The 23832-nt window shown below is 61.7% G+C and carries 22 protein-coding genes; 15 read left to right on the top strand and 7 right to left on the bottom strand.

The features are described 5' to 3' along the window. Both C7A17_RS21385 and C7A17_RS21390 read right to left on the bottom strand, forming a co-directional pair. Positions 1-381, bottom strand: coding sequence for an SH3 domain-containing protein (locus tag C7A17_RS21385; RefSeq protein WP_106740240.1), 381 nt, complete (start codon positions 379-381; stop codon positions 1-3). 37 nt (positions 382-418) lie between these two features. Then, entirely contained in the window at positions 419-718 is a 300-nt protein-coding gene (locus C7A17_RS21390) for a YciI family protein (RefSeq protein ID WP_106740243.1), read from the bottom strand. Between the two features lie 119 nt (positions 719-837). On the opposite strand from C7A17_RS21390, the gene C7A17_RS21395 reads away from it, so the two are divergent. From C7A17_RS21395 to rluB, 6 genes are all read left to right on the top strand, one after another. Next, positions 838-1704, top strand: coding sequence for a PHP domain-containing protein (locus C7A17_RS21395; RefSeq protein WP_106740245.1), 867 nt, complete (start codon positions 838-840; stop codon positions 1702-1704). Between the two features lie 13 nt (positions 1705-1717). Beyond that, positions 1718-2347 carry an L-threonylcarbamoyladenylate synthase gene (locus C7A17_RS21400; protein ID WP_106740248.1) on the top strand — a complete coding sequence of 210 codons (630 nt, stop codon included), beginning with the start codon at positions 1718-1720 and terminating at the stop codon, positions 2345-2347. Positions 2348-2378: 31 nt separating this feature from the next. Further along, the gene (locus C7A17_RS21405) at positions 2379-3203 is read left to right on the top strand and encodes a segregation and condensation protein A (RefSeq protein ID WP_106740250.1); all 825 of its coding nucleotides are present in this window, start codon (positions 2379-2381) and stop codon (positions 3201-3203) included. Then, complete coding sequence (scpB, locus tag C7A17_RS21410) at positions 3200-3991, top strand: SMC-Scp complex subunit ScpB (protein ID WP_106740253.1); 792 nt, start codon at positions 3200-3202, stop codon at positions 3989-3991. Before C7A17_RS21405 ends, scpB begins: the two co-directional genes overlap by 4 nt. Before the next feature lie 96 nt (positions 3992-4087). Then, positions 4088-4270, top strand: coding sequence for a DUF1289 domain-containing protein (locus C7A17_RS21415; RefSeq protein ID WP_106740255.1), 183 nt, complete (start codon positions 4088-4090; stop codon positions 4268-4270). A gap of 217 nt (positions 4271-4487) precedes the next feature. Continuing rightward, entirely contained in the window at positions 4488-5645 is a 1158-nt protein-coding gene (gene rluB / locus C7A17_RS21420) for a 23S rRNA pseudouridine(2605) synthase RluB (protein ID WP_106740258.1), read from the top strand. A 77-nt stretch (positions 5646-5722) separates the two neighbouring features. Here rluB and C7A17_RS21425 read toward each other — a convergent pair whose 3' ends face one another. The 5 genes from C7A17_RS21425 to C7A17_RS21445 form a co-directional block, all read right to left on the bottom strand. Next, positions 5723-6649 (bottom strand): GGDEF domain-containing protein, encoded by a 927-nt coding sequence (locus C7A17_RS21425; RefSeq protein ID WP_106740261.1) that lies wholly within the window; start codon positions 6647-6649, stop codon positions 5723-5725. A 236-nt stretch (positions 6650-6885) separates the two neighbouring features. After that, positions 6886-7626, bottom strand: coding sequence for a YciK family oxidoreductase (locus tag C7A17_RS21430; protein WP_106740263.1), 741 nt, complete (start codon positions 7624-7626; stop codon positions 6886-6888). 85 nt (positions 7627-7711) lie between these two features. Further along, a complete protein-coding gene (gene mupP, locus C7A17_RS21435) occupies positions 7712-8383 on the bottom strand; it encodes an N-acetylmuramic acid 6-phosphate phosphatase MupP (protein ID WP_106740266.1) in 672 nt (223 codons plus the stop codon). A 5-nt stretch (positions 8384-8388) separates the two neighbouring features. Then, complete coding sequence (gene ubiG, locus C7A17_RS21440) at positions 8389-9087, bottom strand: bifunctional 2-polyprenyl-6-hydroxyphenol methylase/3-demethylubiquinol 3-O-methyltransferase UbiG (RefSeq protein ID WP_106740268.1); 699 nt, start codon at positions 9085-9087, stop codon at positions 8389-8391. A 274-nt stretch (positions 9088-9361) separates the two neighbouring features. Continuing rightward, complete coding sequence (locus tag C7A17_RS21445; protein ID WP_106740271.1) at positions 9362-10681, bottom strand: TRZ/ATZ family hydrolase; 1320 nt, start codon at positions 10679-10681, stop codon at positions 9362-9364. 160 nt (positions 10682-10841) lie between these two features. Here C7A17_RS21445 and mtnA point away from each other — a divergent pair, with 160 nt between their 5' ends. The 9 genes from mtnA to rpsA all read left to right on the top strand — a co-directional run bounded on the left by mtnA (position 10842) and on the right by rpsA (position 23713). Further along, positions 10842-11918 carry an S-methyl-5-thioribose-1-phosphate isomerase gene (gene mtnA, locus C7A17_RS21450; RefSeq protein WP_106740273.1) on the top strand — a complete coding sequence of 359 codons (1077 nt, stop codon included), beginning with the start codon at positions 10842-10844 and terminating at the stop codon, positions 11916-11918. A 224-nt stretch (positions 11919-12142) separates the two neighbouring features. Next, a complete protein-coding gene (gene gyrA / locus C7A17_RS21455; protein WP_106740276.1) occupies positions 12143-14911 on the top strand; it encodes a DNA gyrase subunit A in 2769 nt (922 codons plus the stop codon). A 143-nt stretch (positions 14912-15054) separates the two neighbouring features. Beyond that, a complete protein-coding gene (serC, locus tag C7A17_RS21460) occupies positions 15055-16140 on the top strand; it encodes a 3-phosphoserine/phosphohydroxythreonine transaminase (protein ID WP_106740278.1) in 1086 nt (361 codons plus the stop codon). 1 nt (position 16141) lies between these two features. Beyond that, complete coding sequence (gene pheA / locus C7A17_RS21465) at positions 16142-17236, top strand: prephenate dehydratase (RefSeq protein ID WP_106740281.1); 1095 nt, start codon at positions 16142-16144, stop codon at positions 17234-17236. Positions 17237-17296: 60 nt separating this feature from the next. Continuing rightward, a complete protein-coding gene (gene cysC / locus C7A17_RS21470) occupies positions 17297-17833 on the top strand; it encodes an adenylyl-sulfate kinase (protein ID WP_394337073.1) in 537 nt (178 codons plus the stop codon). A gap of 39 nt (positions 17834-17872) precedes the next feature. Continuing rightward, entirely contained in the window at positions 17873-18982 is a 1110-nt protein-coding gene (gene hisC / locus C7A17_RS21475) for a histidinol-phosphate transaminase (protein ID WP_106740285.1), read from the top strand. After that, the gene (locus tag C7A17_RS21480) at positions 18979-21219 is read left to right on the top strand and encodes a bifunctional prephenate dehydrogenase/3-phosphoshikimate 1-carboxyvinyltransferase (RefSeq protein ID WP_106740288.1); all 2241 of its coding nucleotides are present in this window, start codon (positions 18979-18981) and stop codon (positions 21217-21219) included. The genes hisC and C7A17_RS21480 overlap by 4 nt, the downstream gene beginning before the upstream one ends. After that, positions 21216-21881 (top strand): (d)CMP kinase, encoded by a 666-nt coding sequence (gene cmk, locus C7A17_RS21485; RefSeq protein ID WP_106740290.1) that lies wholly within the window; start codon positions 21216-21218, stop codon positions 21879-21881. Before C7A17_RS21480 ends, cmk begins: the two co-directional genes overlap by 4 nt. Positions 21882-22030: 149 nt before the next feature. Next, entirely contained in the window at positions 22031-23713 is a 1683-nt protein-coding gene (rpsA, locus tag C7A17_RS21490; RefSeq protein WP_106740292.1) for a 30S ribosomal protein S1, read from the top strand. Positions 23714-23832: the final 119 nt, after the last annotated feature.

A 23832-nucleotide genomic window follows, 5' to 3' on the forward strand; every position in this document is an offset into this window, starting at 1 on the left:
TCAGTTGATCCACTCGCGACGGGTTTTGCGCCGGCCGCGCAGTACAGCGCCAACCAGCACGGAAATCAGGCTGAGGCCGGCACCGAGGGCGAACCAGGTCTGCTCCTCGCTGAGCAGTCTTGGTTGGGCCTGGGCCTGGCTCTCCTTGAGTTGCAGGCGCAGGCGTTGGTTTTCCTGGCGCAGACGCTGCAATTGCACGGCGCTATTGGCTTGCTGCTCGCTGCGCAATTGCTCGCTTTGCTCCAGGCGCTGTTGCAGCACTTCGCTCTGCGCCGTTGTTGCGGCCTCCGTGGTAGAGGGGGGCGTGGCATCTTCCTCGGCCTGCGCAAGTGCACAGGTCAACAGCAGGGTGACCAGCAGGGGCAGCGGGATCGGGCGCATCGCGATTCCTTGTATGCGAAAGCAGCTTGGGCTGGGATCAGGGGAAGACTTTCTTGAAGGGCTTGACGATGACACTGGCGTATACGCCAGCCGCGCGATAAGGATCGGCATCGGCCCAGGCTTGCGCGGCTTCCAGCGAGTCGAATTCAGCGACGATCAGGCTGCCGCTGAAGCCTGCTGGGCCTGGGTCATTGCTGTCGATTGCCGGGTGTGGGCCGGCCACTACGACGCGACCTTCCTGCTTGAGCTGCTCAAGACGCGCGAGGTGAGCCGGGCGCGCGGCCAGACGGTTTTCCAGGGAATTTTCGACGTCGGTGGCGATGATGGCGTAGAGCATCTCAGTCCTTATTTGGATCGACCTAGGGAGGGAAGGGCAAGCATTTATGCCAGACAACGGCAGCTAGAAGACGGATGTGGGGCATAATAACAAACATCAATCTCAACGAAAGCGCCGCCATGATTGTCGATCTGCACTGCCACAGCACCGCCTCCGATGGCGCCCTGGCCCCCTCCGTACTGGTGGCTCGGGCGCATGCGCGTGGCGTGCGGTTGCTGGCGTTGACCGATCACGACACCCTCGAAGGTCTCGAAGAGGCACGTAGAGCAGCGGCAGCGTTGGACATGCAACTGGTCAATGGCATCGAGCTGTCATGCACCTGGGGCGGGGCGACCATTCACGTGCTGGGCTATGCCTTCGAGCGTGAGGCGCTGGCGTTGCGCCAGGCCATCGAGGCTTTGCACCATGGTCGCTGGCAGCGCGCCGAGGAAATTGACCGGCGTCTGGCCGCCAAGGGTATGCCGGGTGCATTGGATGGCGCCCGTGCGATTCAGCGCGAGCTGGGCGATAGCGGCAACGCGCCGGCACGACCGCATTTTGCCGAATTCATGGTGCGCGCAGGGTTCGTGCGCGACCGTGCCGAAGCCTTCCGCAAGTGGCTGGGCTCGGGCAAGTTGGGCGATGTCAAACAGCATTGGCCTGCTCTCGAAGAGACCGTCGACACCTTGCGGGCCGCTAACGCCTGGATCAGCCTGGCACATCCGTGGCAGTACGACTTTACTCGCAGTAAGCGTCGGCGTTTGGTGGCCGATTTTGCCGCGGCAGGTGGGCATGCCCTGGAAGTGGTCAACGGCATGCAACCGGCCGAGCAGGTCGGCGGTCTGGCGATTCTGGCGCGTGAATTCGGCTTGATGGCCAGTGTCGGCAGCGATTTTCATGCGCCGGGTGACTGGTCCGAACTGGGCATGTATCGCCCGCTACCCGATGACCTAACAGCGCTCTGGGAGCGCTTCGACCATGTACAGTCATCCGCTGTCACCCCATGAGCAGGGAGCAAGTGTGAGTCAATTCTTCCAGGTTCACCCGGAGAACCCCCAGGCTCGCCTGATAAAACAGGCGGTAGAGATCATTCGTAGCGGCGGCGTGGTGGTCTATCCCACCGATTCGTCCTACGCGCTGGGCTGCATGATCGGCGACAAGAATGCGGTGGAACGCATTCGGCGCCTGCGTCAGCTCGACGACAAGCACAACTTCACCCTGGTCTGCCGTGATCTGTCGCAGATCGGTCTGTTCGCCAAGGTCGATACCGCGGCCTTCCGTTTGCTGAAGAACCATACGCCAGGCCCCTACACCTTCATTCTCAATGCCACGCGCGAAGTGCCGCGCATGCTCTTGCATCCCAAGCGCCGCACCATCGGCATTCGTGTGCCGAGCCATCCCATCGCTCTGGCGTTGCTGGAGCAATTGGGCGAGCCGCTGATGAGCGTCAGCCTGATTTTGCCGGGTGACGATCTGCCGCTTTCCGACCCGTACGAGATGCGTCAGATGCTCGAGCACCAGGTCGATCTGATCATCGACGGCGGCTTTGGCGGGTTGGAGGCCTCCACCGTGGTCAATCTGGCAGACGATTCGCCGGAGATCATCCGGGTCGGTTGTGGCGACCCGTCGCCATTCGAAGGTGATGAGTGATGGTTCGCCTCTCTGTCCGAGGCCGTAGGCAATGAGCGAGAACCTTGTGGCGGCCGTAGACAGCCAGGCCGGCGCGCAGCAGGAGCTGCCGTTCGCTCTGGTCTATGGTGAGGCTGTTACCGAGCTGCCACTGGATCTGTACATCCCGCCGGATGCGCTGGAGGTGTTTCTCGAAGCCTTCGAAGGGCCGCTCGACCTGCTGCTGTACCTGATCCGCAAGCAGAACATCGACATTCTCGACATCCCCGTGGCGGAAATTACCCGTCAGTACATGGGCTACGTCGAACTGATGCATACGGTGCGTCTGGAGCTGGCTGCCGAGTACCTGGTGATGGCGGCCATGCTCGCCGAGATCAAGTCGCGCATGCTGCTGCCGCGTTCGAGCGAGGCGGAAGAGGAAGAGGACGACCCGCGCGCCGAACTGATTCGCCGTTTGCAGGAGTATGAGCGTTTCAAGGCTGCTGCCGAAGGCCTGGACGAATTGCCACGTGTGGGCCGCGATGTCACGGTGCCGCGCCTGGACGCGCCGGAGGCGCGTGCGCGCAAGCTGCTGCCGGATGTCAGTCTGGAAGAGGTGCTGCTGTCGATGGCCGAGGTGCTGCGCCGCGCCGACATGTTCGAGAGCCACCAGGTCACCCGTGAAGCGCTGTCGACCCGCGAACGCATGAGCGAAGTGCTCGAACGTCTCAAGGGCGGTGCTTTCGTGCCTTTCATCGAACTGTTCGGTGCCGATGAAGGGCGCTTGGGCGTGGTGGTGACCTTCATGGCCGTGCTCGAATTGATCAAGGAATCTCTGGTCGAGCTGGTGCAAAATGAGCCCTTCGCCGCCATCCACGTCCGAGCCCGTGCTGAATGAACCTGACCGATCCCCGCGAGCTGGCCCAACTGCTCGAAGCCTTTCTTCTTGCGTCCGGCAAGCCGCAGTCCCTGGAGCGCCTCTTCGAACTTTTCGAGGAAGGGGAGCGGCCGGAACCCGAGCAGTTCAAGGAGGCGTTGGACGTTCTGCGTCAGTCCTGCGAGGGCCGCGCTTTTGAATTGAAGGAAGTCGCCTCCGGCTATCGTCTGCAAGTGCGCGAGCGTTTCGCACCCTGGGTCGGCCGGCTGTGGGAGGAGCGCCCGCAACGCTACTCGCGTGCGCTGCTGGAGACGCTGGCGCTGATCGCCTATCGCCAGCCCATCACCCGCGGTGAAATCGAAGATGTGCGTGGTGTGGCGGTCAACAGCAACATCACCAAGACCCTGCTCGAGCGCGAGTGGATTCGGGTAGTGGGTTATCGCGACGTGCCCGGCCGTCCGGCGATGTTCGCCACCACCAAGGGCTTTCTCGACCATTTCAATCTCAAGAGCCTCGATGAATTGCCGCCATTGGCTGCTCTGCGGGAGCTGGAGCCGGAACCCGAGTTGGCGCTGGACGACGATGCCGAGGTGCCGGCGGGATTGCAGGCGAGGGCCGATCTGGTTTTGCAGGAAGACGGCGAGCCGGCCGAGCCTCGCGAAGAAACCAGCTTCCGCAGCCTGCTGGCCGAGCTGGACACCATGGAACAGGGGCTCAAGACCGATTTCGACGATCTGCGCCTGGCGGACGATGAAGACGAGTCCGTGGCCAACACGGCCGATCTGGATGACGACGAAACGTTGCATTGAGATCGTTTAAGCCGTTCATCGAATACTTCAATCTCGCCCTCGGCCGCCAGGCCTCTATTCTTGCGCCCATCCGATACTTCCTGTCGAGGCGGTTCAATGAGCAAGAATCCCTGCATCAAGGTCTGCGAGTTCGAGCGGGACATTTGCCTGGGCTGTGGTCGCAGTCGTCAGGAAATCAAAGGCTGGAAGCGCCTGGACAAGAGTGAGCGCCGGGTCTTGCTGGCCGAGGCCGATATGCGCCTGCTGGTGCTGGAGGCGACTGGCCGCCGCAAGCGCTAGGCGTATGCCCGCACTGCTTGCAGGCGTCGTGCTCTGCGGTGAATGCCAGCGATTGCCCAATACCAAGCACTACTACAAAGCTCCTCCTGTGAGCTGCGGTTCAACGGGATACTCGACTGTGCGTGCGCAAGCGTCAGTATCGTCTACCCTAAGGGCTTTGCAGCGCGTATGATGCGCGCCCTTCGATCATCCACTACTACACCGGGAGGTGCCTTTGATGACTGAGCACGAACAACCACGCCCTGCAGGCGAGAAACTGCAGAAAGTCCTGGCCCGTATGGGTCTTGCCTCGCGTCGCGAGATCGAGACCTGGATCGGCGAAGGCCGCGTCAAGGTCAATGGCGTAGCCGCCACGCTCGGCCAGCGCGTCGATAGTCATGACGCCATTGCCCTTGATGGCCGCCTGCTCAAGCGCGAAGAGATCGCCGGCTCGGTACGCCGTGTGCTGATATACAACAAGCCGGATGGTGAGATCTGCACCCGTGACGATCCGGAAGGCCGTCCTACCGTATTCGACCGTTTGCCGCGCCCTAAAGAAGGACGCTGGATCAATATCGGCCGCCTCGACATCAACACCACCGGCTTGCTGCTGTTCACCACCGATGGTGAGTTGGCCAACCGCCTGATGCACCCGTCCTACCAGATGGATCGTGAGTACGCCGTGCGTGTGCGCGGTGAAGTCACCGAAGAAATGCTGGAGAACCTCAAGACCGGGGTCATGCTCGAAGACGGTCCGGCCAAGTTCACCGACATCAAGGAAGCACCAGGCGGTGAAGGCTTCAACCACTGGTACCACTGCGTGGTGATGGAAGGGCGTAACCGCGAAGTTCGTCGTCTGTGGGAGTCCCAGGGGCTGGTTGTCAGCCGCCTGAAGCGCGTGCGCTTCGGTCCGGTATTCCTGACCTCCGATCTGACCATGGGCCGCTGGCGTGAGATGGATCAGCGCGAAGTGGACATTCTCAGTGCTGAAGTCGGCCTGACGCCGCAGGCACTGCCAGCGATGAAGGAAAAGACCCGCGAGAAGCTCGACCGCTTGCAGCGCAAGTCGGCCAAGCCGGTGGAAGTGCGTGGCAAGCGCGTACTGCGTCCGGCAAAGGATGAGGCGGCTGCAGAGGGCTCCCGTCCGAGTCGTGCGCCACGTCGTGACGAGGGTGAGCAGCGCACGCCGCGTGCACCGCGCAAAGAGGGTGGCGAGCGTCGGGAAAATGGCCGTGGCACGCCGGTCGCCGAGCGTCCGAGTGATGTGAAGAAGCGTCAGCCGCGTCCGGCGGTCGAGCTGGCTGACCGTCCGGCCCGCAAACCGCGTCCGGCCTCGCCAAGCAAGCGTCCGCCTGCTGGTGACGGCCAGCGTCCGGGTTTCGGACGTAAACGCTGATCGACGAAAAAAGGGACTCTGCGGAGTCCCTTTTTCATTCTGGCCCGGATTTCATTCGGCAGACGAAAAGCCGTCTCTCAGCCCGCCATGGACAGGCGGTTGCGGCCCTCGCGCTTGGCGACATACAAGGCGCTATCGGCGCGGCGTAGCAGGCTTTCGGCGGATTCACCCGGCAGCAGGCTGGAGCAGCCGAGGCTGATCGAAACATCGATTGGGCGGCCGGCATCCAGGCATTGCAGTTCCATCACGGCAAAACGCAGGCGTTCGCCTACCAGGGCGGCGCCTTCGCGATTGGTGCCGGAGAGGATCACCAGAAACTCCTCACCGCCATAGCGGAACACCATGTCGATGTTGCGCAACTGGCTCTTGAGGGTCTGAGCGACGGCTTTCAGCACTTCATCGCCCAGTGCATGGCCGTGGTTGTCATTGATCGTCTTGAAGTGATCGATGTCCAGCATCAGCATGGATAGCGGTTGCAAGTTGCGGCGGGCCAGATCCACCTCGCGTTGCAACACCTGATCCATGGCGATGCGGTTGCCGGTGTCGGTCAGTGGGTCGCGCAGGGCGCTTTGCAGGGCGGTGCGGTAGAGCAGGGCGTTGCGCAGTGGAAACAGCAGGCTGGCCAGCAGCGACTCCAGCTGCATCAGCTCTTCTTCGGCAAAGCGCTGCTTGCGACGGAAGATCAGTTCGCCCAGGTATTCTCCTTCGTGGCTCAGACGGTAGCCGGCCGAGTGTGGTGCCCGATCGCCCAGTTCCAGGCGCAGGTCGTGGGACGGGTGCTGGAAGGCCAGGGCATCGAGAGGCACCAGGCGCTGCACCTCGCGGAAGAACAGACCGAGAATGCGTTCGACATCCAGGCTGGTTTGCAATTGCAGGCTCAGTTGATGACGCAGCTCCACCAGACTAGCCGGCTTTAGCGGCAGACTGCGACTGCCAGTAAAGCCAAGGCGCTGCAGTTTGGCGGCGTCGAAATCGATGGTGTTGGATTGGCTGGGGGGAACCATGGAGCTGAACCTCTGGCGCGATGGTGCGACGAGAGGGTTAGAGCGAATTTCATGCCAGCTGGTTCAGGATTGATGAAAATCCTTTTATTTCAGTGGCTTGGGTGTTTCTTTGGCTGGCAAGTGGCAGGCTTTTGCCGGTTGTCTGACGGCAATACTGGCAATGTGCTGCCGCTTGGTGATGGGCGTGGCGGATTTCTGTCGCGGGCCACCCGGCGCCTGGCGCCGGGCGGGTGGTGTTACTGGGCGTCGAAAGCCTGGCCATTGACGCCGGCGCTGTCCGATCCCATCAGGTAGAGATAGACCGGCATGATGTCTTGCGGCAGCGGGCGAGTCGCCGGATTTTCCCCCGGATAGGCCTGGGCGCGCATGTCGGTGCGTGTGGCGCCAGGGTTGATGCTGTTGGCGCGTACGTTGCTGATGCCATCGAGTTCGTCGGCCATGACTTGCATCAGGCCTTCGGTGGCGAACTTGGAGACGGCATAGGCGCCCCAATAGGCGCGGCCCTTGCGGCCGACGCTGCTGGAGGTGAAGACCACCGAGGCATCCTGGGACAGCTTGAGCAGCGGCAACAGGGTGCTGCTGAGCATGAACATGGCGTTGACGTTGACATGCATCACGCGCATGAAGTTGTCACCGGACAGCTGTTCCAGCGGTGTCCGTGGGCCGAGGATCGAGGCGTTGTGCAGCAGGCCGTCGAGGCGACCGAATTCGTTCTCGATCATCACCGCCAGTTCGTCGTACTGATGCGGCAGGGCGGTTTCCAGGTTGAAGGGGATCACCACTGGCTGCGGATGGCCGGCGGCCTCGATCTCGTCGTAGACCTGGCTCAGGTTGGCCTCGGTCTTGCCCAGCAGCAGCACGGTGGCGCCGTGTGCGGCGAAGCTCTTGGCGGCTGCCGCGCCGATGCCGCGACCTGCGCCGGTGATCAGGATGACCCGATCCTTGAGCAGATCGGGGCGGGCGGTGTAGTCGAACATGTGAGAATCCTTCGGAGAGCTCTAAGGGTAGGGCGGGGGACGCCCGCCAAATGGGGGAGTGGCGGGTTTCACACGCCCTGTGAGATCAACAGCTGCAAATGGCGCGGTCGAGGACGGCACGCAGTTCCTGAGGGTGATCCACGACCACATCGGCGCCCCAGTTGCGTGGGTTGTCTTCGGGGTGGATATAGCCGTATGTCACTGCAGCAGTGCGGCAGCCAGCGGCTCGGCCAGATTCGATATCGCGCGCATCATCGCCGATGAACAGCACTTCCTCCGGTTTGACGCCCATCTGCTGGCAGGCGAGCAGCAACATGTCCGGGGCCGGTTTGCTCTGCTCGACATGGTCAGGGCAGACCAGTACCGCAGAGCGTTCTGCCAGCTTCAGGCGTTGCATGATCGGCTCGGCATAGCGCAGCGGCTTGTTGGTGGCAACGCCCCACAGCAGGCGCGCCTGCTCGATATCGCTGAGCAGCTCTTCGATACCGTCGAACGGACGGGTCAGCACTGCGCAATGTTCCTGGTAGCGCTCGAGAAACTCCTGGCGCAGCGCCTCGAAGGCGGGCGAGTCCGGGGCTTCGTCGAACGCACAGCTGACCATGGCGCGCGCGCCACCGGAGACCTGGTCACGAATCACCTTGTCCGCCAGGGGCGGCAGACCACGCGCGGTGCGCATGGCCTGGGTGATGGCGATGAAGTCCGGCGCCGAGTCGAGCAGGGTGCCGTCCATGTCGAAAAGAACCGCTTTCAAACGCATGCGTGTCACTCCTTGCGCAGCGTCTGGATCATGTAGTTGACGTCCACGTCAGCTTCCAGTTTGTAGTGCTTGGTCAGGGGGTTGTAGGTCAGGCCGATGATGTCCTTGACCTCCAGTCCTGCCGCGCGACTCCAGGCGCCGAGTTCTGAGGGGCGAATGAATTTCTTGAAGTCATGGGTGCCGCGTGGCAGTAGGCGCAGGATGTACTCGGCGCCGATCACCGCGAATAGATAGGCCTTGGGGTTGCGGTTGATGGTGGAGAAGAACACCTGACCGCCGGGTTTGACCAGTTTGTGGCAGGCGCGGATCACCGAGGACGGATCGGGTACGTGCTCGAGCATCTCCAGGCAGGTGACTACATCGAACTGGCCCGGCATTTCCTCGGCGATGGCTTCGGCGGTGATCTGCCGGTATTCGACTTCGACGCCGGACTCCAGTTGATGCAGTTGGGCCACGGACAGCGGTGCTTCGCCCATGTCGATGCCGGTGACAGTGGCGCCACGCTGGGCCATTGCCTCGCTGAGGATGCCGCCGCCGCAACCGACGTCGAGCACGCGTTTGCCGGCCAGGCCGACGCGCTCGTCGATCCAGTTCACCCGTAGCGGGTTGATGTCGTGCAGAGGTTTGAACTCGCTCTGAAGATCCCACCAGCGGTGTGCCAGTGCCTCGAATTTGGCGATTTCGGCGCGGTCGACGTTGCTCATAAGCATCTCTTTGAAAGCATGGAAAGCGTATCGCCGCCATGTTGCCAGTTTAAGACTCGGCGTGGGGCGGCGTGGATTCGTTCAATGTATGTCAGTTTGTCGCAGTGGCTTGGGAATGTTGTAGCGCCCAAGGGTTATCGGCGGCTCATCTACTTCGTTGATACTCGGTCTGCTCCCTCTCCCATTTATGGGCGAGGGTTGGGGAGAGGGCCTGCCTGGCAGCCCTTTCCCCCGGCCCCTATCCCGCAAGCGGGAGAGGGGAGAATAAGCGGTATTACTTGCTGGCGATCCTGGTTCCCCAGTCCTTGGCCTTGGCGATCAGATCGTTTTCGTCCATACGGGTCAGGCGGCCATCATCCAGCAGTTGCTTGCCGCCTACCCACAGGTGTTTCACGCAGTCGCGGCTGCTGGCGTAGATCAGTTGTGAAACCGGATCATAGACCGGTTGCTGGGCCAGGGCGGAAAGATCGAACGCGACCAGGTCGGCCAACTTGCCCAGCTCCAGCGAGCCGACCTGGCTCTCCAGGCCCAAGGCGCGGGCGCCATTGAGCGTGGCCATGCGCAGCGCGCTGTGGGCATGCAGGGCGGTGGCCGAGCCGGCAACTGCCTTGGCCAGCAGTGCAGCAGTGCGGGTTTCACCGAGCAAGTCGAGATCGTTGTTGCTTGCGGCGCCGTCAGTGCCGATGGCGACGTTGACGCCGGCCTGCCACAGGCGTTCGACCGGGCAGAAGCCGCTGGCCAGTTTCAGGTTGGACTCCGGGCAGTGGACGATGCTGCAGTTATGTTCGACCAGCAGGGCCAGATCGTCGTCGTCGATCTGGGTCATGTGCACGGCTTGGAAACGTGGGCCGAGCAGGCCGAGACGGGCCAGGCGTGCCAGTGGGCGCTCGCCGTGCTTGGCGACGGCCTCGGCCACTTCCTGAGCGGTTTCATGCACGTGCATGTGGATGCCGGCGTCCAGCTCGTCGGCCAGGACGCGGATCTGCTCGAGCTTGTCGTCGCTGACCGTGTAGGGGGCGTGCGGGCCGAAGGCGATACGAATGCGTGGATGCTGTTTGAGGTCATCGAACAGCTGCAGGCCCTTGCGCAGTGCCTCGGCGGCATTGAGTGCGCCGGGCACCGGGAAATCCAGAACGGGCACGGTGATCTGTGCGCGAACGCCAGCGTTGTGCACGCACTCGGCGGCTGTCTGCGGGTAGAAATACATGTCGGAGAAGCAACTGATGCCACCCTTGACCTGTTCGGCGATGGCCAGCTCCGTGCCGTCGCGGACGAAATCCTCGTCGACCCATTTGCCCTCGGCGGGCCAGATATGCTCGTGCAGCCAGGTCATCAGCGGCAGGTCGTCGGCGATGCCGCGCAGCAGGGTCATGGCTGCGTGTCCATGCGCGTTGATCAGGCCGGGGGCAAGCAGGCAGTCCGGCAGCTCTCGTATCTCTGTCGTCGGGTGGCGCAGCGCCTCGCTGCGCGGCGCAATCAGGGCGATTTGGCCGTCACGAATGCCCAGGCCATGCTCGCGCAGCACCACGCCAGCCGGCTCCACGGGCACCAGCCAGGTGGGCAGGAGCAGGAGGTCGAGAGGGGCTTCGGGCATGATCGAGTGTCCGTATGGCGTGAAGGCTGCATAAGAAGTGCGTCAGTGTATAGATGAACGTCCGCTGCTTGAAGTCGTGGGCTCTGCTGGATTGTTCGGTCTGCGCCTGCTTCTCTGCGTATAATCCGCGATTTTTTGGCCGTGAAGGATGGAGTGCGCGATGCGCGAGCAATTGCTGGCGGTGGAGAAGGTTCAGGCGATCGACTGGCGTGATGGCGCCCTGTATTTGCTCGATCAGCGCCTGTTGCCGCACCGGCAGACCTGGCTGCGCTTCGAGTCGGCTGCGGCGGTGGCCGAGGCGATTCGTGACATGGTTGTGCGCGGTGCTCCGGCCATCGGTATCGCTGCTGCTTATGGCCTGGTGCTGGCGGCGCGTACCAGGCTGCAGGCCGGTGGCGACTGGCGTGAGTCGCTGGATGCGGATTTCGCCCGCCTCGAACAATCGCGCCCCACCGCAGTAAACCTGTTCTGGGCCTTGCAACGCATGCGCGAGCGTCTGGCGCGGCTCAAGGATGGTGATGACATTCTGGCGCTGCTGGAAGCCGAAGCCATTGGCATTCATGTCAGTGACCGCGAGGCCAACCTGACCATGGCGCAGCTGGGCATGGAGCTGATCCGCAAGCATCAGGGCAATTCGCAGGTCGTGCTGACCCACTGCAATGCCGGTGCGCTGGCTACGGGCGGTTTTGGTACCGCCCTGGGAGTGATTCGTGCGGCGCATCTGGAGGGATTGATCGAACTCGTTTATGTCGATGAAACACGACCCTGGTTGCAGGGGGCGCGCCTCACCGCCTGGGAATTGGCGGGCGATGGGGTGCCGGTGAGCCTCAATGCCGATGCGGCGGCGGCTCACCTGATGAAGACCAAGGGCATCACCTGGGTAATCGTCGGTGCCGAGCGGATTGCCGCCAATGGCGACGTGGCCAACAAGATTGGTACCTATCAGCTGGCGGTCAACGCCATGCACCACGGCGTACGCTTCATGGTGGTGGCGCCCAGTTCGAGCATCGACATGAGCCTGGAAAGCGGCGAGGACATCCTCCTGGAGGAGCGCAGCAGCGATGAGCTGTTGGAGATCGCCGGGCAGCGGGTTGCGGTTGATGTGCCGGTGGTCAATCCGGTGTTCGATGTGACGCCGGCAGATCTGGTCGATTACATCGTGACCGAAAAGGGCGTGGTCGAGAGGCCGGATGCAGCCAAGCTGGCGCAACTGATGTGCCGCAAGCGCCTGCACTGATCAGCCGATTCGAAGGTGGTCGCGGGGTAGGTGTGTGGCACGCTTTGTGGTAATCTCCGCCAGTTTCCAAGGGGGCTGACTACAGCCACCTTCACAGCATCGAATCGTGGCATAACTCGTTGATTTGTCGTGAGTCGTTAGTGGCCTGAGGCCATAGCGACGAGCTCCGTAGCGTTCAGGAAGAATGGCGCGGAGTTTCACCAGAAAAAGGAACCAGGCTTCTCATGGGCGAACTGGCCAAAGAAATTCTCCCGGTCAATATCGAAGACGAGCTGAAACAGTCCTACCTCGACTACGCGATGAGCGTGATCGTCGGGCGTGCGCTGCCGGATGCGCGCGATGGCTTGAAGCCGGTGCATCGCCGTGTGCTGTACGCCATGAGCGAGCTGAACAACGACTGGAACAAGCCGTACAAGAAATCCGCCCGTGTGGTCGGTGACGTGATCGGTAAATACCACCCGCACGGCGACACCGCGGTGTACGACACCATCGTGCGGATGGCTCAGGACTTCTCTCTGCGCTACCTGCTGGTCGACGGCCAGGGTAACTTCGGTTCGGTGGACGGCGACAACGCCGCAGCCATGCGATACACCGAAGTGCGCATGACCAAGCTGGCGCACGAGCTGCTGGCCGACCTGGACAAGGAAACCGTCGACTGGGTGCCCAACTACGACGGCACCGAGCAGATTCCGGCGGTCATGCCGACCAAGGTGCCGAACCTGCTCGTCAACGGCTCTTCCGGTATTGCCGTGGGTATGGCCACCAACATCCCGCCGCACAACCTTTCCGAGGTGATCGACGGTTGCCTGGCGCTCATCGACAACGCCGAGCTGACCGTCGATGACCTTATGCAATACATCCCCGGCCCGGACTTCCCGACCGCGGGCATCATCAACGGTCGTGCCGGCATCATCGAGGCCTACCGCACCGGCCGTGGTCGCATTTATGTGCGTGCCCGAGTCGAGGTCGAGGACATCGACAAGGCGGGCAACCGCCAGCAACTGGTCGTTACCGAGTTGCCCTACCAGCTGAACAAGGCGCGTCTGATCGAGAAGATCGCCGAGCTGGTCAAAGAGAAGAAGATCGAAGGCATCACCGAGCTGCGTGACGAATCCGACAAGGACGGCATGCGCGTGGTGATCGAGCTGCGTCGTGGTGAAGTGCCGGATGTCGTGCTGAACAACCTCTATGCTCAGACCCAGATGCAGAGCGTGTTCGGTATCAACGTCGTGGCGCTGGTCGATGGTCAGCCGAAGATCATGAACCTCAAGGACATGCTCGAGGTGTTCGTCCGTCACCGCCGTGAAGTGGTGACCCGGCGTACCGTCTACGAGCTGCGCAAGGCTCGCGAGCGTGGTCACATCCTCGAAGGTCAGGCTGTCGCGCTGTCGAATATCGACCCGGTGATCGAGCTGATCAAGAACTCGCCGACGCCGGCCGAGGCCAAGGAGCGCCTGATCGCTGCTGCCTGGGAATCCAGTGCGGTCGAGGCCATGGTCGAGCGCGCGGGTGCTGATTCCTGCCGTCCTGAGGGCCTCGATCCGCAGTACGGCCTGCGTGATGGCAAGTACTTCCTCTCGCCGGAACAGGCTCAGGCCATCCTCGAGCTGCGCCTGCACCGCCTGACCGGCCTGGAACACGAGAAGCTGCTGTCCGAGTACCAGGAAATCCTCAACCTGATCGGCGAGCTGATTCACATCCTGACCAGCCCCGAACGCTTGATGGCAGTCATCCGCGAGGAGCTGGAGAAGATCAAGGCCGAGTTCGGTGATGCTCGTCGTACCGAAATCACCGCGTCGCGTCAGGATCTGACCATCGCTGACCTGATCACCGAGGAAGAGCGTGTCGTCACCATCTCCCACGGAGGCTATGCCAAGAGCCAGCCGCTGGCCGCCTACGAGGCGCAGCGTCGCGGTGGTAAGGGCAAGTCTGCCACCGGGGTGAAGGACGAGGACTACGTCGAGCACTTGCTGGTCGCCAACAGCCACGCGACCCTGCTGCTGTTCTCCAGCAAGGGCAAGGTGTACTGGCTGCGTACTTTCGAGATTCCCGAGGCTTCGCGTGCTGCGCGTGGTCGTCCGCTGGTCAACCTGCTGCCACTGGACGAGGGCGAGCGCATCACCGCGATGCTGCAGATCGACCTCGAAGCCCTGCAGCAGAGCGCCGGCGCCGACGAAGACCTGGACGACGAAGGCGTAGTGATCGAGGGCGAAGTCACCGAGGTGGTCGAGGTCGAGGAAGTCGAAGAAGTCGAGGGTGAAACTCCCGAACTGGTCGCTGAGCCGACTGGCGCATTCATCTTCATGGCCACTGCCTTCGGTACCGTGAAGAAGACTCCGCTGGTGCAGTTCAGCCGCCCGCGCAGCGCCGGCCTGATCGCGCTGAAGCTGGAAGAGGGCGACACCCTGATCGCGGCCGCCATCACTGATGGCGCCAAGGAAGTCATGCTGTTCTCCAGTGCCGGCAAGGTGCTGCGCTTTGCCGAGAGCAAGGTGCGCACCATGGGTCGTACTGCTCGCGGTGTACGTGGCATGCGCCTGGGCAAGGATCAGCAACTGATCTCCATGCTGATTCCGGAGTCCGGTGCGCAGATCCTTACCGCCTCCGAACGCGGCTTCGGCAAGCGCACCGGCCTTGGCAAGTTCCCGCGCCGCGGTCGTGGTGGCCAGGGCGTGATCGCCATGGTCACCAGTGAACGCAACGGTAAGTTGGTCGGTGCCATCCAGGTGCAGGACGGCGAGGAAATCATGCTGATTTCCGACCAGGGCACCCTGGTGCGTACCCGTGTCGACGAAGTCTCCAGTTCCGGCCGTAACACTCAGGGTGTGACCCTGATCAAGCTGGCCAAGGACGAGACGCTGGTCGGCCTGGAGCGTGTACAGGAGCCGACTCCGGTAGAAGATGACGAACTGGTGGAAGGTGAAGAGGGGGCTGAAGTCGCCGAAAACGCCGAAGCGCCGGTCGCCGATGCCGAGGAAGGCAGCGAAGAGTAAAGCCGAAGATTGTAGGAGGGGTCGGGCGACGTTCCGCATCGGTTGCGAATGGCGTCGTTAAGGCCCCTCTCACAAGCACGGCATGACAGTTTGGACATGCCATCGCCTGGTGGTGGCGTTCTGTGAATCTGAGAGAGACAGACGTGAGCAAGCGAGCTTTTAACTTCTGCGCCGGCCCTGCCGCCCTGCCAACTGCCGTACTGGAGCGTGCCCAGGCCGAAATGCTCGACTGGCAAGGTCGAGGTCTGTCGGTCATGGAAATGAGCCATCGCAGCGATGAATACGTAGCGATTGCCAGCCAGGCAGAGCAGGATTTGCGTGATCTGCTCGCGGTGCCCAATGACTACAAGGTGCTGTTCCTGCAGGGCGGTGCCAGTCAGCAGTTTGCCGAGATTCCGCTGAACCTGTTGCCGGAAGATGGTGTGGCTGACTATGTCGAGACCGGCATCTGGTCGAAGAAGGCTATCGAAGAAGCGCGTCGCTATGGCGCCGTCAATGTGGCTGCCAGTGCCAAGGCGCACGACTACTTCGCCATTCCCGGGCAGAACGACTGGCAACTGTCGAAGAATGCCGCTTACGTGCACTACTGCAGCAACGAGACCATCGGCGGTCTGCAGTTCGACTGGGTGCCGCAGACCGGTGATACCCCGCTGGTGGTGGACATGTCCTCGGACATCCTGTCGCGGCCTATGGACGTGTCGCAGTTCGGCCTGATCTACGCCGGCGCGCAGAAGAACATCGGCCCCAGCGGCCTGGTGGTGGTGATCGTGCGTGAAGACCTGCTCGGTCGCGCCCGCAGCGCCTGCCCGACCATGCTTGATTACAAGATCTCCGCTGATAACGGCTCGATGTACAACACTCCGGCGACCTATTCCTGGTACCTGTCCGGCCTGGTTTTCCAGTGGCTGAAGGAGCAGGGCGGTGTCGAGGCCATGGAGCGGGTCAATCGTGCCAAGAAGGATCTGTTGTACAAGACCATCGACAACAGCGACTTCTACAGCAACCCCATTGCCCACAACGCGCGCTCCTGGATGAACGTGCCGTTCCGTCTGGCCGATGAAAAGCTGGACAAGGCTTTCCTGGCGGGTGCCGATGAGCGCGGACTGCTCAACCTCAAGGGGCATCGTTCGGTCGGCGGCATGCGTGCCTCCATCTACAACGCCGTTGGCCTGGATGCGGTCGAGGCGCTGGTAGCCTACATGGCTGAGTTCGAGAAGGAGCACGGCTGATATGTCCGAGCAGGAACTGCAAGCGCTGCGGGTGCGCATCGACAACCTCGACGAACGCATCCTCGAGCTGATCAGCGACCGCGCGCGCTGCGCCGAAGAAGTGGCGCGGGTGAAGATGAAGGAGCTGAAGGAAGGCGAGTCGCCGGTCTTCTACCGCCCCGAACGCGAGGCCCAGGTGCTCAAGCGCGTCATGGAACGCAACCAGGGGCCGCTGGGCAACGAGGAAATGGCGCGGTTGTTCCGGGAAATCATGTCCTCCTGCCTGGCGCTGGAAAACCCGCTGAAAGTCGCTTATCTCGGCCCTGAGGGTACCTTCAGCCAGGCTGCGGCGATGAAGCACTTCGGTCATGCGGTGATCAGCGTGCCGATGGCAGCCATCGACGAAGTGTTCCGCGAAGTGGCTGCCGGTGCGGTGAACTTTGGCGTGGTGCCGGTGGAGAATTCCACCGAGGGCGCGATCAACCACACGCTGGACAGCTTCCTCGAGCACGACATGGTGATCTGCGGTGAAGTCGAACTGCGAATTCACCATCACCTGCTGGTGGGCGAAACGACCCAGACCAACAAGATCACCCGCATCTACTCCCATGCCCAGTCGCTGGCCCAGTGCCGCAAGTGGCTGGATGCGCATTATCCGAATGTCGAGCGTGTGGCGGTTTCCAGCAACGCCGACGCGGCCAAACGGGTCAAGAGCGAGTGGAACAGCGCGGCCATCGCCGGCGACATGGCGGCCAATCTGTATGGGCTGACCAAGCTGGCAGAGAAGATCGAGGATCGCCCGGACAACTCTACGCGTTTCCTCATCATTGGCAGCCAGGAAGTGCCGCCGACCGGCGATGACAAGACCTCGATCATCGTCTCGATGCGCAACAAGCCGGGCGCGCTGCATGAGCTGCTGGTGCCTTTCCACAACAACGGTATCGACCTGACGCGCATCGAAACGCGCCCCTCGCGCAGCGGCAAGTGGACCTACGTGTTCTTCATTGATTTCGTCGGCCATCATCGCGACCCATTGATCAAGGACGTGCTGGAGAAGCTCGCCCAGGAAGCCGTAGCGCTGAAGGTGCTGGGGTCTTATCCGAAGGCGGTGCTTTGAGTGGAGCCTGAGCTTCAGGTGCCGCAGGGCTCCTCGCTCCTAGAGTGCAACCAACGGACACTGAGTACGCGGCAGAAACCCTGCGTCGTCTGGTTCTCAGGGCTCAGCGGTGCGGGTAAGTCGACCCTGGCCGAGGCGCTGGAGCGCAGCCTGCAAGCCGCGGGCCTGCATACTTATCTGCTCGATGGAGATCGCCTGCGCCTCGGTCTGAATCGTGATCTGGGTTTCTCCGAGCAAGATCGGCAGGAGAATATTCGCCGTGCTGGTGAGGTGGCCGCATTGATGGCCGAGGCAGGATTGATCGTGCTGGCCGCGTTCATTTCGCCTTTTCGCGCTGATCGCGATGCTGTGCGTCAATTGTTGCCCGGCCGATTCGTCGAGGTCTTCATTGATACGCCTCTGCACGTTTGCGAGGCCCGTGATCCGAAAGGACTGTACCGGCGGGCGCGAGCCGGTCTGATCCAGAACTTCACGGGGCTTGATTCTCCATTCGAGGCACCGCAGGCTGCCGAGTTGCGTTTCGACACCAGCAGCTGTTCGGTTGAAGAGGCCGTGCAGCAGATCCACGACTACCTCAGGAGCCATCATGCCCTGTGAGTTCGTCAATCGTATTGCGTTAGAGAAGAGCCTCCTGTCATGAGTTGCGATTTCCTAGCCCTGGCTCAGCCAGGCGTGCAAAAACTGTCCCCCTACGTACCTGGCAAGCCAGTCGATGAGCTGGCTCGCGAGCTGGGGCTCGACCCTGCCGGCATCGTCAAGCTGGCCAGTAACGAGAACCCGCTTGGTCCCAGCGCCAAGGTGCTTGCTGCAATTCGTGCCGAGCTGGACGAGTTGACCCGCTATCCCGACGGTAACGGTTTCACCCTCAAGGCTGCCCTGGCTGCGCGCTATGGCGTGCAGGCGGCGCAAGTCACGCTGGGCAACGGTTCCAACGACATTCTCGAGCTGGTCGCCCGTGCTTATCTGGCGCCCGGCCTCAATGCCGTGTTCAGCGACTATGCCTTCGCCGTCTATCCCATCGCCACTCAGGCCGTTGGTGCGCAAGGCAAGATCGTGCCTGCCAAGGATTACGGTCACGATCTGGACGCGATGCTGGCGGCCATCGATGACCACACTCGTGTGGTATTCATCGCCAACCCCAACAACCCGACGGGCACCTGGTTTGGCCCTGAGGCGCTTGAAGCCTTCCTGGCCAGGGTGCCGGAGTCGGTGCTGGTGGTGCTGGACGAGGCCTATATCGAATACGCCGAAGGCGATGAATTACCGGATGGGCTGGACTACCTGGCGCGTCATTCCAACCTGCTGGTTTCGCGCACCTTCTCCAAGGCCTACGGCCTGGCTTCGCTGCGTGTGGGTTACGCCATCAGCTCGCCAGCCATTGCCGATGTGCTCAATCGCGTACGCCAGCCCTTCAACGTCAATAGCCTGGCTCTGGCGGCTGCCTGTGCAGCGCTGGCGGATACCGAGTACCTGGCAGAAGGGCGCCGCCTCAATGACGTCGGCATGCAGCAGTTGCAGGACGGCCTGCGTGAGTTGGGGCTGAGCTGGATTCCCTCCAAAGGCAATTTCATCGCTGTCGATTTTGGGCGCGACACTGCCGCGATCAATCAGGCGCTGCTGCGTGAAGGGGTGATAGTGCGGCCGATGGCCGGTTATCGCATGCCTAATTTCCTGCGGGTTTCCATCGGTTTGCCGAAAGAGAATGCTCGCTTCCTCGAGGCGCTGGCCAAGGTGCTGTCGGCGTGACTGTCACTGCAGTGCAATCGAAAGCCCCTAAGATCGGCCGCCTGGTGGTGGTCGGTCTCGGGCTTATCGGCGGCTCCTTCGCCAAAGGCTTGCGCGAGCGAGGCCTGTGTCGTGAGATCGTGGGCGTCGATCTGGATGCCGAGTCGCGTCGCCTGGCCGTTCAGTTGGGCGTCGTGGATCGTTGCGAGAGCGACCTGGGTGCCGCCTGTCAGGGGGCGGATGTCATCCAGCTGGCAGTCCCTATCCTGGCCATGGAGAGGCTGCTTGCCGAGCTGGCTAAACTCGATCTCGGCAATGCCGTGCTCACTGATGTTGGCAGCGCCAAGGGCAATGTAGTGCGCGCCGCGCGCCAGGCGTTTACCGGCAAGTCCGTGCGTCTGGTGCCTGGCCACCCGATTGCCGGCTCCGAACAGAGTGGGGTTGAGGCTGCGAACGCCGAGCTGTTTCGTCGTCACAAGGTCATTCTCACGCCTTGCGAGCACAGTGATGACGCGGCCTTGGCGTTGGTGGAAGGCCTGTGGCGCGAGTTGGGTGCGGATGTCGAGGTGATGGAGGTGGAGCACCATGACCAAGTGCTGGCTGCCACCAGCCACCTGCCTCACCTGCTGGCTTTTACCCTGGTCGACTCGCTGGCCAAGCGCAGCGAGAACCTGGAAATTTTCCGCTATGCCGCTGGCGGTTTCCGCGACTTCACGCGGATCGCCGGCAGTGATCCGGTGATGTGGCACGATATCTTCCTCGCCAACCGCGAGGCTGTGCTGCGCACACTGGATACGTTTCGCGACGACCTCGACGCCCTACGCGACGCGGTCGACGCCGGGGATGGGCATCAACTGCTGGGCGTGTTTACCCGCGCTCGCGTTGCCCGAGAACATTTCAGCAAAATTCTGGCCCGCAGGGCCTATGTGGACGCTATGCACTCGACCGATCTGATTTTCCTGGCAAAACCCGGTAGCAGCCTGTCCGGACGTATCCGCGTACCCGGTGACAAATCCATCTCGCACCGTTCGATCATGTTAGGTTCACTGGCCGAAGGCACTACCGAGGTAGAAGGCTTCCTCGAGGGTGAAGATGCGCTGGCTACACTGCAGGCGTTTCGCGACATGGGTGTGGTGATCGAAGGGCCGCATCACGGTCGTGTGACCATTCATGGCGTCGGTCTCCATGGACTTAAAGCGCCGGCTGGCCCTTTGTACATGGGTAACTCCGGTACTTCGATGCGGTTGCTTTCTGGCCTGCTGGCTGCGCAGTCGTTCGACACCACCCTGACTGGCGACGCTTCGCTGTCCAAGCGCCCGATGAATCGCGTTGCCAAGCCGCTGCGCGAGATGGGCGCAGTGATCGAGACCGGCCCGGAGGGGCGTCCGCCGCTGACCATCAAGGGCGGTCAGCGCCTGACGGGCATGGACTATCAAATGCCGATGGCCAGTGCCCAGGTCAAATCCTGCCTGCTGCTCGCCGGTATTTATGCCGAGGGCAAGACCTCGGTGACCGAGCCGGCTCCGACTCGTGACCATACCGAACGCATGCTGCGCGGCTTCGGCTACCCAGTCGATGTCGAGGGCAGTACCGCCACTGTCGAGTCCGGTCACAAACTCAGTGCCACCCGTATCGAAGTGCCGGCCGATATCTCATCGGCGGCCTTCTTCCTGGTGGCGGCGAGCATCGCCGAGGGTTCGGAGCTGGTGCTCGAACATGTCGGCATCAACCCGACCCGTACCGGCGTCATCGATATCCTCAAGCTGATGGGCGGCGACATCACCCTGGAGAACCAGCGTGAAGTCGGCGGTGAGCCGGTCGCTGACATTCGTGTGCGCGCGGCGAAGCTCAAAGGCATCGAAATTCCGGAAAACCTGGTGCCACTGGCTATCGACGAATTCCCGGTGCTGTTCGTGGCGGCGGCGTGTGCCGAGGGCCGTACAGTGCTGCGCGGCGCCGAGGAGCTGCGCGTGAAGGAGTCTGACCGTATCCAAGTCATGGCCGATGGTCTGATCGCTCTGGGCGTCAAGGCTGAGCCGACGCCGGACGGTATCGTCATCGAAGGCGGCGCCATGGGTGGTGGTGAGGTCTGGGCGCACGGCGACCACCGTATCGCCATGTCCTTCAGCGTCGCCTCGCTGCGTGCCAGCGCGCCGATCCGCATCCATGACTGCGCCAACGTCGCCACATCCTTCCCCAACTTCCTCTCCCTGGCCGCTGAAGTCGGCATCCAGGTGGCCGAAGAGGGCAAGGCATGAGCGCCCCGGTAATCACCGTCGACGGGCCGAGCGGCTCTGGCAAGGGCACGCTCTGCGCCCTGCTGGCCAAGCAACTGGGCTGGAATCTGCTCGATTCCGGCGCGCTCTATCGTCTGCTGGCCTTCGCTGCGGGTAATCACGGTATCGACCTGACCAATGAAGAAGCGCTCAAGCAGTTGGCTGCGCATCTGGATGTGCAGTTCATCGAAAAGCGCATCATCCTCGAGGGCGAGGAAGTGACCGATGCCATTCGTAATGAGCAGGTAGGGGCGGGGGCTTCGATGGTCGCGTCCTTGCCGGCGGTGCGTGAGGCGCTGTTGCAGCGTCAGCGTGCATTTCAGGAAATGCCGGGTCTGGTGGCCGACGGGCGCGACATGGGCACGGTGGTGTTTAGCGATGCCCCGCTGAAGATTTTCCTCACCGCCAGTGCCGAGGAACGTGCCCGTCGCCGCTACTTGCAGTTGAAGTCGAAGGGTGATGATGTTAATCTCGCGAGTCTTCTCGACGAGATACGGGCGCGCGACGAGCGTGATACCCAGCGCGCGGTGGCGCCGCTCAAGCCGGCAGCCGACGCAATCCTGCTGGATTCCACCGAGCTTTCCATCGAGCAAGTGTTAGAACGAATTCTGCGCGAGGTCGCTGATCGCGATCTTGCCGGTTAAGGGTTCTCGGTTGCCTTAAATCGATGAACTCGCAAGGAGGCATACGGGAGACCAGTCCTTGTCCCGTAGGCCTCTTTTTACATGAACGAACCCACATGGTCTGGAATGTGGTTTGGGCGAATCCCCGCCCTTGATCAACAGGAATCAACATGAGCGAAAGCTTTGCAGAACTATTTGAAGAAAGCCTGAAATCCCTCGACATGCAGCCGGGTTCCATCATCACCGGTATCGTGGTCGACATCGACGGTGACTGGGTTACCGTTCACGCCGGTCTGAAGTCCGAGGGCGTCATCCCGCTCGACCAGTTCTTCAACGAACAAGGCGAGCTGACCATCAAGGTCGGTGACGAAGTCCACGTCGCGCTGGACGCGGTTGAAGATGGCTTCGGTGAAACCAAGCTGTCCCGCGAGAAAGCCAAGCGCGCTGAATCCTGGCTGGTTCTGGAAGCTGCGTTCAACGCTGAAGAAGTGGTCAAGGGCGTTATCAACGGTAAAGTCAAAGGCGGCTTCACTGTTGACGTCAACGGCATCCGCGCGTTCCTGCCGGGTTCCCTGGTTGACGTCCGTCCGGTGCGTGATACCACTCACCTGGAAGGCAAAGAGCTGGAATTCAAGGTCATCAAGCTCGACCAGAAGCGCAACAACGTTGTCGTTTCCCGTCGCAGCGTCCTGGAAGCCGAGAACAGCGCCGAGCGCGAAGCTCTGCTGGAATCCCTGCAGGAAGGCCAGCAAGTCAAAGGTATCGTCAAGAACCTCACCGACTACGGTGCGTTCGTTGACCTGGGCGGCGTAGATGGCCTGCTGCACATCACCGACATGGCTTGGAAGCGCATCAAGCACCCGTCCGAGATCGTCAACGTTGGCGACGAGATCGACGTCAAGGTTCTGAAGTACGATCGCGAGCGTAACCGCGTATCTCTGGGCCTGAAGCAACTGGGCGAAGACCCATGGGTTGCCATCAAGGCTCGTTACCCGGAAAACACCCGCGTTGTTGCCCGCGTCACCAACCTCACCGACTACGGCTGCTTCGCCGAGCTGGAAGAGGGTGTGGAAGGCCTGGTGCACGTTTCCGAAATGGACTGGACCAACAAGAACATCCACCCGTCGAAAGTCGTTAACGTCGGCGACGAAGTGGAAGTCATGGTTCTGGACATCGACGAAGAGCGTCGTCGTATCTCCCTGGGTATCAAGCAGTGCAAGACCAACCCGTGGGAAGACTTCTCCGGCCAGTTCAACAAGGGTGACAAGATCTCCGGCACCATCAAGTCGATCACCGATTTCGGTATCTTCATTGGTCTGGACGGTGGCATCGACGGCCTGGTTCACCTGTCCGACATCTCCTGGAACGAAGCCGGCGAAGAAGCCGTGCGTCGCTTCAAGAAGGGCGACGAGCTGGAAACTGTCATCCTGTCGGTTGACCCGGAGCGCGAGCGCATCTCCCTGGGCATCAAGCAGCTGGAAGACGATCCGTTCAGCAACTACGTCTCCATCAACGACAAGGGCACCATCGTCCGTGGCGTTGTGAAAGAAGTAGACGCCAAGGGCGCCATCATCGACCTGGGTAACGAGATCGAAGCTACTCTGAAAGCCTCCGAAATCAGCCGTGATCGCGTTGAAGACGCGCGCAACGTCCTGAAAGAAGGCGACGAAGTAGAAGCGAAGATCATCAGCGTCGACCGCAAGTCCCGCGTCATCAGCCTGTCCGTCAAGTCGAAAGACGTTGAAGACGAGAAGGACGCGATGAAGGAACTGCGTAACAAGCAAGACGTTGAAAGCACCGGCCCGACCACCATTGGTGATCTGATCCGTGCTCAGATGGAAAACCAGAACTAAGTTCGGGTAATTCATCCAAGAAAAGGCGACCTTCGGGTCGCCTTTTTTGTTTTTGCTGTTCTTGGCGTATTGAAATCGCTCACAGACCTCTCTTCTAGAGTCCGGCTTCTGTCTAGAAG

The sequence above is a fragment of the Pseudomonas mendocina genome (assembly GCF_003008615.1).
Taxonomy (GTDB): domain Bacteria; phylum Pseudomonadota; class Gammaproteobacteria; order Pseudomonadales; family Pseudomonadaceae; genus Aquipseudomonas; species Aquipseudomonas mendocina_C.